The organism is Streptomyces sp. 8L (genome assembly GCF_020176795.1).
Classification (GTDB): Bacteria; Actinomycetota; Actinomycetes; order Streptomycetales; family Streptomycetaceae; genus Streptomyces.
The window spans coordinates 32,767-46,262 of sequence record NZ_JAIUKE010000039.1; the positions used below are offsets into that span (position 1 = coordinate 32,767).

A 13,496-nucleotide genomic window follows, 5' to 3' on the forward strand; every position below is an offset into this window, starting at 1 on the left:
CTGGTCAGTCCCGGCCGCGCCCGAGCTCGTTGTCGATGTAGGCCAACAGGTCGTCGGTCGAGGCGGTGGACAGGTCGGTCGACCCGGCGGCGTCCTCGGCGGGCTCGGTCGCGCGCTGGTTGCGTTCCCAGCCGCTGAGGATCCAGCGCAGCCGCTCGGTCACCTGGGCCGCGGCCGTGTCGTCCGGGGGCAGGGCGGCCAGTGCCGCCTCCAGCCGGTCGAACTCGGCCTGCGCGGGGGCGACCTCGGCGGCCCCCTCGGGCACCAGCTCGCCGAGCAGGAACTCAGCCAGCGCCCGCGGGGTGGGGTGGTCGAACACCAGCGTGGCCGGCAGCGTCAGGCCGGTGGTGACCTTGAGCCGGTTGCGCAGCTCGACCGCGGTCAGCGAGTCGTAACCCAGGTCCCGGAACGCCTCGTCGGTGGGCACCAGCTGGGCCGAGACGTGGCCGAGCACGGCGGCGGCCTGCCCCCGGACCAGATCAATCATGAATTGCTGCTGGTCCCTGCCGGCCAGCGCGGCCAGATGGTCGGCCAGCGACGACGACGAGGACGGCGCCGAGTCGGCGCCCCGCCGGGCGACGGTCCTGATCAGCGCCCGCAGCAGTGGCGGCACGACTCGGCCTGCCGCCCGGACCGCGGCGATGTTCAGCCGCATCGGCAGCACGAACGGATCGTCCAACCGGACGCTGACGTCGTGCAGGGCCATGCCCTGCACGAACCCGAACGGCAGCAGCCCGTTCTTGCCCATCCGGCCCCGGTCGTGGTCGGTGAGGTGACCGGCCAGCCCGGTGTTGCCGGTATCGGCGTCGGCCTCCCAGGCGCCCCACGCGAGCGAGCTTCCGGCCAGACCCGACGACCGGCGGTGCGCCGCCATGGCGTCCAGGAAGGCGTTGGCCGCCGCGTAGCCGCCCTGACCGCCGCCACCGAGCGTGCCGGCCGCCGAGGAGAAGATCGTGAACTGGGCGAGGTCGAGGTGGCGGGTCAGTTCGTGCAGATGCCACACCGCGTCGACCTTCGGCCGAAACACCTTGTCCAGCCGCGCACGGTCCAGCGAGCCGATCACGCCGTCGTCGACCAAGCCGGCGGAGTGCACAACACCGGTCAGCGGATGCTCGGCGGGGATCGCGTCCAGCAAGGCCTTGAGCGCACGGGCGTCGGCGACGTCGCAAGCCGCGACGGTGACGGTCGCGCCCAGTTCGGTCAGCTCTCGGACCAGCGGCGGGATCGTCGGCGCTTCCTCGCCACGCCGGCTGACCAGCAGCAGGTTACGCACATCGGTCGTCGCCACCAAGTGCTTGGCGGTGTAGCGGGCGAGCATGCCGGAGGCACCCGTGATCAGCACGGTGCCGGCGGAGTCCAGCTCACGCGGCTGCCCGGTGGGCTCGGAGACCGGAACGCGACCAAGTCGCGCCACCGACGCCACGCCGTTGCGGACAGCGACCTGGAACTCGTCGACAGCCACGGCGGCCGCGACGGCACGCGGGATGAGCCGCAGCGAATCCTCGTCCTCGTCCACATCGAACAGCAGCAGCCGGTCCGGGTTCTCCGACTGCGCCGACCGCAGCAGGCCCCACACCGCCGCCTGCACCACGTCGATGTCCCCACTGGCGTTGACCGCGTTGCTGGTCACGACGACAAGTCGCGACGAGGTGAACCGGTCGTCGGCCAACCACTGCTGCACCAGCTCCAGCACCTGACCGGTGACGCGGCGCACCGCACCTGGCACATCGGTGCCCTCCACGGGGCCGCCGAGCGTGTCCACCGGCAGCACCAGGATGTCCGGCACGGCATCGGCGGCGTCCAAGTCGGACCACTGGGCGTGGCAACGCACCGAGCTGTCGGCCTGGGTGAGGGACATCGACACCGCGGAGTCGCCGAGCACCACCCACGCACCGGTGGACGGCACGGACGTCGGCAGAGTCAGCGGCGCCCAGTCCAGCCGGAACAGCGCGCGGTGGTTGCCACCGGAGACGGTCGGCACGCCCTGGGCGGCGATCTCCCGCAGTTGCAGCGTGTCGACGGACAGCACCAGCCGGCCCGTCTCGTCGACGGCCGTCACGGTGAGGGTCTCCTCGCTCGTGATTACCATCTTCAGCCGCATCAGCGGGGCGCCCGGGTTGTACAGGCGCACGCCGCTCCAGTTGAACGGCAGTCGCAGCGGCTCGCCCTCCACCCGGGGCTTGCCCGCGATCAGGGCGTGGAACGCGGCGTCGAACAGCGCCGGGTGCATGCCGTAGCGGTGCGCGTGAACGCGCTCGTCCTGCGGCAGCGAGACCTCGGCGTACACCTCGTCGCCACGCACCCAGACGCCGCGCAGGCCCTGGAAGGTGGGGCCGTAGCCGTAGCCGTGAGCCACCAACTGCTCGTAGATCTCCTCGGCGCTGACGTAGCGGGTGTTTCGTGGCGGCCACACCATAAGGTCGGTCACCTCCGGCGGCTGCGGGGTGTCCGGGCTCAGCCAGCCGGTGACGTGGCACGTCCAGTCCTCGTCGTCGCCGTCGTCGCCGACGGTCTCCGGTCGCGAGTACACGGTCAGCTGGCGCTGGCCGCTGTCGACCGGCGGGGCGACGACCACCTGCACGGCCCAGCCGCCGCTCTCGTTGAAGAGCAACGGAGTCTGCACCGTCAGTTCCTCGATGCGGGCGCAGCCGACGTGCTCGGCGGCGTGGAGGCCCAGCTCGATGAAGCCGGTGCCGGGCAGGATGGTCATGCCGGAGACCACGTGGTCGCCGATCCACGGCAGCGTCGGCACGGACAGGCGGCCGGTGAACAGCGTGCCGTTCGTGTCGGGCAGCGGCACCTCCGCGGTGACCATGGGGTGCTTGGACGCCACCAGCCCCAGCGAGGTGGCGTCACCCGTGCTGGCCTGGTTGACCAGCCAGTACCGCTCGCCCTGGAACGCGTAGGTGGGCACGTCCACGACGCCGGCGCCGGCGAACAACGAGGAGAAGTCCACTGCCGCGCCGCTGACGTGGGCCTGAGCCAACGCGAGCAGGAACCGCTCGGCACCGCCCTCGTTGCGGCGCAACGTGCCCCACGCGACGGCGTCCAGGCCGCTGTCGTCGATGACATCCTGTACGGCCATCACGAGCACCGGGTGCGGGCTGACCTCCAGCACCAGCCGCGTGCCCGAGGCGAGCACCGCGTGTGTGGCCCGGTCGAACAACACGGTCTCGCGCAGATTCTGGTGCCAGTACTCGGCGTCCAGGTCGCCGGTGCCGCGCTGCTCCCCCGCTACGCAGGAGAAGAACGGCACGGTGGTCTCGTTCGAGCGCAGCGACGCCAGCGCCTCGGCCAGCTCGTCGCGGATGGCGTCGACGTGTGCCGAGTGCGCCGCGTAACTGACCGGGATGATGCGGGCGGTGATGTCCCCTTCGGACAGGGCGGCCTGGAGTTCTTTGAGCGCCAGCGGTTCTCCGGAGACGACGACCGCACGCGGCCCGTTCACGGCGGCCACCGAGATGCGCTCGCCCCACGGGGCCAGTCGCGGCTCCAGCTCGTCCCGGCCCAGCTGCACCGACATCATGCCGCCACGGCCGGAGATGGCGATCAGGGCGCGGCTGCGCAGGGCGACGACCTTCGCGCCGTCCGCGATCGACAGCGCGCCGGTCGCCGTCGCGGCGGCGATCTCGCCCTGGCTGTGGCCGATGACCGCTGACGGCTCCACGCCGTAGGAACGCCACAGCGCCGTCAGCGAGACCATGACCGCCCACAGCATCGGCTGCACGACGTCCACCCGGTCCAGAGACGGGGCACCGTCGACGCCGCGCAGGACGTCCAGCGGCGACCAGTCGACCCACCCGCTCAGCGCCGTCGCGCAGGCCGTGAACGCCTCGGCGAACACCGGCGACGTCGCCAGCAGTTCAGCCGCCATCCCTTCCCACTGTGTGCCCTGGCCGGGAAAGACGAACGCAACCCGGCTGTCCCGCCGGGCGACGCCCTCCACGAGGTTGGCCGCCGAGCCTCCGGTGGCCAGCGCCCGCAGGCCGGCCACCAGCTCGTCGCGGCCCCGGCCGACCACCACCGCCCGGTGGTCGAAGCTGCTGCGGGCCGTCAGCAGCGACAGGCCGACATCGGCGACCGACACTTGTTCATGGGTCTCCAGGTACGACACCAAGCGGGCAGCCTGGTCCTTCAGCGCCGACTGGGACTTCGCTGAGATGACCCACGGGATGAGACCCGAGGCCGGCTCGGCCGCCGCGACAGGCACCTCGGGTGCCGCCTCCAGCAGCACATGCGCGTTGGTGCCGCTGATACCGAACGAGGAGACGCCGGCCCGGCGCGGGCGGCCCGTCTCGGGCCAGTCCACCGACTCGGTCAGCAGCTCGACCGCGCCGGTCGACCAGTCGACTTCGGGGGTCGGCTCGGTGACGTGCAGGGTCTTGGGCAGCACACCGCTGCGCAGCGCCAACACCGTCTTGATCACACCGCCGACACCGGCTGCAGCCTGGGCATGCCCGATGTTGGACTTCAACGAGCCCAGCAGCAGCGGGTGCGCACGGTCCTGGCCGTAGGTGGCCAGCAGCGCCTGCACCTCGATCGGATCGCCCAGCGCGGTGCCGGTACCGTGCCCCTCGACGGCGTCCACTTCGGACGGTTCGAGCCCGGCGTTGGCCAGCGCCTGCCGGATGACTCGCTCCTGGGAGGGACCGTTGGGCGCGGTCAGGCCGTTGGAGGCACCGTCCTGGTTCACCGCGCTGCCCCGCACGACGGCCAGCACCTGGTGGCGGTTGCGGCGGGCGTCGGACAGCCGCTCCAGGACAAGCCAGCCCACGCCTTCGGACATCGCGAAGCCGTCGGCGCCCGCGGAGTACGCCTTCGAGCGGCCGTCGGCCGCGAGCGCGCCCTGCTTGCTGAACTCGAGGAACTGCGTCGGGGTGGACAGCACCGAGCAGCCGCCCGCCAGCGCGAGCGTGCACTCCCCACGTTGCAGGGACTCGGCGGCCAGGTGCAGCGACACCAGCGACGAGGAGCACGCGGTGTCCACGGTCAGCGCGGGGCCTTCCAGCCCGAACGTGTAGGACACGCGGCCGGACATCACGCTGGCGCTGACCCCCGTGGCACGGTACCCGGCCAGCTCGTCGTCGCCGTTGGCCACCAGCAGCGCGTGGTCCTGGCCGTTGCTGCCGACGAACACGCCGGTGTTGCTGCCGCGCAGCGTAGCCGGGTCGATGCTGGCCTGCTCCAGGCTCTCCCACGCAGTCTCCATCAGCAGCCGCTGCTGGGGGTCCATGGCCAGCGCCTCCCGGGCGCTGATGCCGAAGAAGGTGGCGTCGAAGCGGGCCGGGTCGGCCAAAAAGCCGCCGCGGCGGGTGGTGGAGCCATTCGGGCCGACCAGGCCCGCGAGGTCCCAGCCTCGGTGGCCCGGCAGTTCACTGCTCGCGTCCACACCGTCGACGACCAGCCGCCACAGGTCCTCCGGCGAGCTGACACCGCCGGGGAAGCGGCAGGACATGCCGACGATGGCGATCGGCTCGTCGTCGGTGCGCCGCACGGCCGCCGCCTCGGCCTGCCGCCCGTCGCCCAGCACGAGTTCGAGCAGGTGCGTGCCCAGCGCGTCGGCCGACGGGTAGTCGAACACCAGGCTGGCCGGCAGCGGGAGGCCGGTGACGGCCTTCAGGCGGCTGCGCAGCTCGACGGCCGTGATGGAGGTGAAGCCCAGCTCGCGGAAGGCCTGCTGGGTGGGAATGGCCTGCGCGTCGGCGTAGCCGAGCACGACCGCCGCCTCGGTGCGCACCAGGTCCACCAGCTTCCGGATCCGGTCGGGCGGGGCGAGGGCGGACAGTTGGCGGGCCAACGTGGACGACGGCTGCATGGAGGCACCGGCCCGGCGCAGCGGCCGGCGGCCCTCCCTCTTCGGTGCCGGCGTCTCGCCGGCGGCCGCGGCGGACAGCGCGTCGGCGGTGACCTCGCGCAGGAACACCGACTCGACGGTCAGTACAGGAGCACCGTCGGCGTCGGCGACCAGCACGGACAATTTGTCATCCGCGTGTGAGGTGAGCCGCACACGCAGCTCGGCCGCACCGGTGGCCAGCAGCCGCAGGCCCGACCAGGAGAACAGCATGCGCATCGGCTCGCCATCGTGCGTGGCGAACAACGCATGGAACGCGGCGTCCAACAGCGCCGGGTGCAGGCCGAAGCGCTCGGCGTCGGACCGCAGCGACTGCGGCAGCACGACTTCGGCGTACACCTGCTTGCCACGGGCCCAGGCCGCACGCAGGCCCTGATAGGCGGGACCGTAGTCGAGGCCGGCGGCGGCGAGACGGTCGTAGCAGCCGTCGAGGTCCACGGCGGCGGCGTTCGGCGGCCACTGCGTCAGGTCGTCGGCGGGCTCGACGTCGCGGCTCGCACTCAGCCAGCCGGTCGCATGACACGTCCAGGCCACGGCGGCCTCACCCGGCACGTCCGGTCGCGAGTAGACCGCGACGGAGCGCTGGCCGTTGTCCTGCACACCGCCGACGAACACCTGCACGGCGACGCCGCCGTGCGCGGGCAGCACCAACGGCGCTTGCAGGGTCAGCTCGTCCACACGGTCGCAGCCGAGGTGCTCGCCGGCGCGGAAGGCCAGTTCCAGGTGGGCGGTGCCGGGGGCGATGGCCGTGCCGAGCACGACGTGGTCGGCCAGCCAAGAGTGGCCACGCTGCGACAGCCGTCCGGTGAGCAGCACACCGCCGGTCTCCGGCAGCTCGATCTCGGCGTCGACCATTGGGTGCTCGGCCGGGGTGAGGCCGAGCGACGAGGCGTCGCCGCTGGTGGCGGACATCTCCAGCCGGTAGCGGTCGTGCTGGAAGGCATAGGTCGGCAGCAGCACGCGCTTGGCGTTCGTGCCGGCGAACACGGCGTCGAAGTCGATGTCTGCACCGTTGACGTGGGCGGCGGCCAGCGCGCGCAGGAAGCGCTCACGGCCGCCTTCCTGCCGACGCAGGGTCGACCAGCCGACAGCGTCGACACCGTTGTCCTCGATCACGTCCTGGAGCCCCACGGACAGCACCGGGTGCGCACTGACCTCGACCAGCATCCTGTAGCCCTGTTCGAGGGCGGCACGGGTGGCCTGCTCGAAGTAGACGGTGTTGCGCACGTTGCGGAACCAGTGCGCACCGTCGAGACCGGCGGTGTCCACACGGGTGCCCGTGACCGTGGAGAAGAACGTGATGTCGGTGGGGCGGCCGTGCAGCGAGGCCAGTTCCTCGGCCAGGCCGTCCCGGGCCCGGTCGATGTGCGCGGAGTGGCCGGCGATGTCCATCGGCAGTTTGCGGGCATCCACGCCGTCGGCGGTCAGCTCGGCGCGCAGTTCGTCCAGCGCGTCGGCGTCACCGGAGACGACGACGGCCCGCGGCCCGTTGATCACGGCGACGGAGATCCGCTCCCCGTACGGCTTGATCCGCTCGACGACCTCGCCATGGCTCAACGGCACCGAAACCATGCCGCCGTCGCCGGTGACGGTCTGGAGCAACCGGCTGCGGGAGGCCACCACGCGGGCGGCGTCCTCCAGACTGACCGCGCCGGTGACGTAGGCGGCGGTGATCTCGCCCTGGCTGTGGCCGATCACGGCGGACGGCTCCACACCGTAGGCCCGCCACACCGCGGCGAGGGAGGAATGCACCGCGAACAGCATCAGCTGCGCGGTCTCCAGGCGGTCCAGGTCCGGCGCGCCGTCGGCCTGGCGCAGCACGTCGACCAGCGAGAAGTCGATCCACCCGGTGAACGCCTCGTTGCAGGCCAGGAAGGCGTCGCGGAACACGGGCTCGGTCTCGAACAGCTCCAGCGCCATGCCTGGCCACTGCGAGCCGTAGCCGGGGAAGACGAACACGACCCTGTCGCCGTAGCGGGCGGTGCCCGTCACGACCGCCGCCGACGACTCGCCGCCGGCCAGCGCGTCCAGACCGGCCAGCAGCTCGTCGCGGTCGGCGCCGAGCACCACGGCACGCTGCGTAAACCGGCTGCGCGTCTGGGCGAGCGAGTACGCCACGTCCACGAGGGACAGTTCGGGGTTGGCCTCGACGTGGGCCTTCAAGCGGGCGGCCAGCTCGCGCAGTGCATTGTCGGTGCGTGCGGACAGCACCCACGGCAGGATGCCGGCGGGAGCGATGGTCTCCGGCTCATCGTCGCGCTCTGGCGCTTGCTCGATGATCACGTGCGCGTTGGTGCCGCTGACGCCGAAGGAGGAAACAGCGGCCCGGTGGGGCTGCCCGGTCTCCGGCCACGGTACCGACTCGGTCAGCAGTTGCACGTTGCCGCTGGACCAGTCCACCTGCGAGGTCGGCTCGCCCACGTGCAGCGTCTTGGGGGCGACGCCGTTGCGCAGCGCCATCACCATCTTGATCACGCCGCCGACGCCGGCCGCGGCCTGGGTGTGGCCGATGTTGGACTTCAGCGAGCCCAGCAGCAGCGGGTGCGCACGGTCGCCACCGTAGGTCTCCAGCACCGCGCCGGCCTCGATCGGGTCACCCAACTTCGTGCCGGTGCCGTGCGCCTCGACGGCGTCCACCTGCGACGGCGTCAGGCCGGCGCTGTCCAGCGCCGCCCGGATCACCCGCTGCTGGGACGGCCCGTTGGGCGCGGTCAGACCGTTGGAGGCGCCGTCCTGGTTGACCGCGGACCCGGTCACCACGGCGAGGATCTCGTGGCCGTTGCGTTTGGCCTCCGACAGCCGCTCCAGCAGTACCCATCCGACGCCCTCGCCCCAACCGGTGCCGTCGGCGCCCTCGGCGAACGCCTTGCAGCGGCCGTCGGAGGACAGCGCGCCCTGGCCGTTGGACTCGGTGAACATCGCCGGGGTGGCCATGAGTGCGACACCGCCGGCCAGGGCCAGCGTGCACTCCCCCAGCCGCAGCGACTGAGCGGCCAGGTGCAGCGACACCAGCGAGGACGAGCACGCCGTGTCGACGGTGACGGCGGGACCCTCCAGTCCCAGGAAGTAGGCCACTCGGCCGGACAGCACACTCGCGGTGGAGCCCGTCAGCCCGTAGCCGGTGACGTCGTCAGCGGCGTTGGAAAGCACGATCACGTGGTCCTGGTTGTTGCTGCCCACGAACACGCCGGTCTTGCTGCCGCGCAGCGAGTGCGGATCGATGCCGGCCCGCTCCAGGGTCTCCCAGCCGGTCTCCAGCAGCAGCCGCTGCTGCGGGTCCATGGTCAGGGCCTCCCGCGGGCTGATGCCGAAGAACGCCGGGTCGAACCGGTCGGCGCCGTCGAGGAAACCGCCCTCCCGCACCGGCGCCCGCTCGGCCAGGGCGTCGAGGTCCCAGCCGCGGTCGGTCGGGAACCCGGACACCGCGTCAGTGCCGGTGACCACCAGCCGCCACAGGTCCTCCGGCGAGCCGACACCGCCGGGGAACCGGCAGGACATGCCGACGATCGCGATGGGCTCGGCGCGCCCCTCCTCCAGCACGCGCAGCCGCTCCTGCGCCTCATGCAGGTCGGCAGTGACCCACTTGAGATAGTCGACCAGCGTCTCCTCGTTGGCCATGAGAGCAACCCGTCCCTTTCTCGTCTTCCAGCCGCGGGGCGGCGTCAGCTCCGGCCACGTCGGCCGAGGCGGGTGTCGATGAGCTTGAGCACGTCGTCGGCGGACGCGGAGCGCAGCGCGTCGGCGAACCCGGTCCCCTCGGCGGCCTTCTGCGTGCCGGTCCGCGCGTCGAGCAGTGCGCGAAGTCGTTCGGTGATCCTGCGTTCCGCGGTCTGGTCGCCGACCGGCCCGGTGAGCATGTCGGCCAACCGGTCCAGTTCGGCCAGCACCTGGTCGGACCGCTTCGGGACAAGGTGGGTGACCAGCAGGGCGGCCAGCGCCCGGGGCGTCGGGTGGTCGAACACCAGCGTCGCAGGCAGGGTCAGGCCGGTGATGGTCTTGAGCCGGTTGCGCAGCTCGACTGCGGTCAGCGAGTCGAAGCCCAGGTCCCGGAAGGCTTCGCCGGACGGCACGTGCTGGCTGGACGCGTGCCCGAGCACCAGGGCGACCTGGTCCCGGACGAACTCCAGCAGCAGGTGTTCGGCCTCGGCCAGGGGCAACCCGGCAACCCGGTCCACAATGGACGTTGCGCCGGCAGCGGGCCGGCCGGTGCTGCGAACCCGTTGCACGCGAACGAGTCCGCGCAGCACCGCCGAGGCATCCGGGGTGAGCTTGGCGGCGTCGATCCGGATCGGGGCCAGCACCGGTTCATCTCGTCCGATCGCGGCATCGAACAGGGCGAGCCCTTCGGCTGTGGTGAGCGGGACCGCGCCCGAGCGCCGCATCCGGGCGAGGTCCGCGGTCCCCAAACCGTCGGTCATGCCGCCCACGGAGTCCCACGGTCCCCACGCCAGCGCTGTGGCCGGAAGTCCTTGCCCGACTCGGAGTTCGGCCAGCGCGTCGAGGAAGGTGTTGCCCGCGTTGTAGCCACCCTGGCCGGCCGAGCCGAGGATGCCGGCAGCCGACGAGTAGAGCACGAAAAAGGCCAGGTCGGCGTCGGCGGTCAGCTCGTGCAGATGCCAGGCGCCGTCCACCTTCGGCGCGATGACGTCGTTGATGCGTTGCGCGGTCAGGGAATCCACCGGGCCGTCGTCGAGTAGACCGGCCGCATGTACGACACCGGTCAGCTCGTGTTCGGCCAGGACCGCCCGCAGCGCTGCCCGGTCGGTAACGTCGCAGGTGGCCGTGACCACCTTGGTGCCGGCGGCTTCGAGTTCGGTGACCAGCTGGTGCGGGACCGCACTGCGGCTGACCAGCACGAGGGTGGCGATGCCCTGCTGGGCCAGGTGCTTCGCCGCCAGGCCACCGAGCCGCCCGGACGCACCGGTGACGAGCACCGTCCCTTGTGGACCGATCGTGCGCGGCATCCGCAGCACGACCTTGCCGATGTGCCTGGCCTGTGAGATGAACCGGAACGCCTCGCGTGCCCGGCGAACGTCCCAGGACCGCAGCGGCGGCGGGGCCAGCGTGCCGTCACCGAACAGCCCGACCAGTTCGACCAGCATCGATCGGACTCGGTCGAGACCGGCCTCGGCCAGCTGGAATGCCTGGTAGCGGACCCCCAGCGAGTCCGCGTCCCGAATGTCAGCCAGGCCCATCTCCAGGAACCGGCCGTCCGGACCGAGCAATGCCACCGACGCGTCGATGAACTCACTGGTCAGCGAGTTCAGCACCACGTCGACCTGACCGAACTTGTCCTTGAAATCCAGGGTTCGAGAGGAGGCGATGTGGTCGTCGCCGATGCCCATGGCCCGCAGCGCATCCCACTTCGATGGGCTCGCGGTGGCGTACACCTCCGCCCCGAAGTGCTGGGCCAGCTGCACCGCGGCCATGCCCACACCGCCGGCGGCCGCGTGAATCAGCACCTTCTCCCCCGCCTTCAGACCTGTCAGGTCGTTCAGGCCGTACAGGGCGGTCAGGAAGACCATCGGGATGGCAGCGGCCTGGTCGAACGTCCAGCCAGTGGGGATCTTGACCACGGTGCGTTGATCGGTGACGGATTGTGCGGCGAAGGCATGCGTGAACAGACCCATCACGCGATCACCGACAGCCAGCCCGGTCACGTCCGGGCCGACCTCGACTACCACTCCGGCGCCTTCGCCGCCGAGCTTGGGCTCACCCGGATACATGCCCAGCGCCATCAGCACATCACGGAAGTTGATGCCGGCGGACCGCATCTCGACGCGGATCTGGCCGTCCGCCAAGGGCATCTCCGGCGTGGCTGCGAGCACCAAGTTGTCCAGGGCGCCCGGCTCGGTGACGTCCAAGCGCCACGGGGCACCGTCCGGAGTGCACAGTAGATCGGTGTCGACCTCTGCCAGGCGGGCGACCTTCGCTTCCCCGCCGTGGATGACCAGTTGCGATTCGCCGGTCGCAACGGCAGCGGCCACAGCCGCGTCGATCTCGACGTCCGGATCGTCAGCGTCGACCAGCAGTATTCGGTCAGGGTTCTCGGTCTGCGCCGACCGCACCAGACCCCACACCGGCGCCTGCACGACGTTGCCGGCCAAGGCGTTCTCGGTGACGACGACCAGCAGGCCGTCGGTACCCTGAGCGAGGAAGTCCCGGATCGAGTCAAGTACCGATGCGCAGACCTCGCGCACGGCCGACGGCACATCGCCCTCGGGTGTCCGGACCCGCAGCAGCGTCATGTCCGGGTTTTCGGCGTCGCCGACTGCCAGCGGGACCCATTCGGTGCGGTACAGGGAGCTCGTGTCCGCCACGGACAACTGGTGGGCCGAGACCTCCCGCGACACCAGTGACTCGGCGGTCAGCACGAGCTGGCCGGCGGGGTCGACAGCCGTGACGGAGACAGTGCCGTCGCCGCCCCGGGTCAACCGCACCCGCAGGCTCGACGCACCGACCGCGGTCAGCTGCACCCCCGTCCAGCTGAACGGCAGTTTCGCGGTCGGCTCCGCGCCCTCATCGGCGAGCGTCGCCATGATCACGGCGTGCAGGGCGGAGTCGAGCAGCGCCGGGTGCAGGCCGAAGGTCTCGGGGGTGGCACCGTCGGGCAGCGTGACCTCGGCGTAGATGTCCTTGTCCCGCTGCCACCCTCGGCGCAGGCCCTGGAAGACCGGCCCGTAGCCGTAGCCGAACCCCGCCAGTCGCCGATAGTCCACGGCGACCGGGGTGGCGCCGGCCGGCGGCCAGGCAGCCAGGTCAGCAATGTCGGCAGCGGTCTCGCGATCGGTGAGCCAGCCAGTGGCGTGCAGGGTCCAGTCGGCGGCCTCAAGCACCCGACAGTGCACCGAGAACTGCCGCTGGCCACTGTCGATCGGGGTGTTCACGGTGACCTGGACGGCCACCGAACCGTTGTCCGGCAAAGACAGGGGTGCCTGAAGGGTCAGTTCGTCGACCACCGGCACACCGAGCTGGTGCCCGGCATGCAGGGCCAGCTCGAGGAAAGCCGTGCCGGGCACCAGCACGGTGCCCATCACGGCGTGATCGGCCAGCCAGGGGTGACTGTGCCGGGAAAGTGTGCCGGTCAACAGGGCGGCACCGCTGTCGGCGATCGTGCCTTCCGCGCGCAGCAGCGGATGTTCGGATGCCGTCAGGCCGAGAGCGGCAACGTCCCCCGCGTAGGGGTCGTCGTCCAGCCAGTACCGCTGGCGTTGGAAGGGATAGGTGGGCAGGTCTACCGGGTTGCCACCACCGTAATAGGCAGCCCAGTCCACATCGACGCCCCGCGTCCACGCCGTCGCGACACCCTCCACCAGTGACACGACCTCACCACCACGCTCCGGCCGCACCGTCGCAACCCAAGTACCCGCCCCGATCCCCGACAGGACACCAGCAGGCCCCAGCTCCACAAACGTCGACACACCCTCAGCGATCAACGCATCCACATCATCAGCGAACCGCACCGCATCCCGCACATGCCGAACCCAATACTCCGGACTCGCAACCCCCACAGCCACCATAGGAATCGTCGGCTCATTGAACGACAGATCCGCAATCGCCACCGCGAACTGCGCCAACATCGGATCCATCAGACACGAATGAAACGCATGCGACACCGCCAACCGCCTCATCCGACAACCCAACA

Annotated in this window: 2 protein-coding genes; both read right to left on the bottom strand. The window is 71.1% G+C overall.

Annotated elements, in window-relative coordinates; translation table 11 throughout:
• Window positions 1-4: 4 nt before the first annotated feature.
• Window positions 5-9,469, bottom strand: coding sequence for a type I polyketide synthase (locus LCE31_RS05090; protein WP_225012755.1), 9,465 nt, complete (start codon window positions 9,467-9,469; stop codon window positions 5-7).
• A 44-nt stretch (window positions 9,470-9,513) separates the two neighbouring features.
• On the bottom strand, window positions 9,514-13,431 hold the full coding sequence (locus LCE31_RS05095) for an SDR family NAD(P)-dependent oxidoreductase (protein WP_225012756.1): 3,918 nt from the start codon (window positions 13,429-13,431) through the stop codon (window positions 9,514-9,516).
• Window positions 13,432-13,496: the final 65 nt, after the last annotated feature.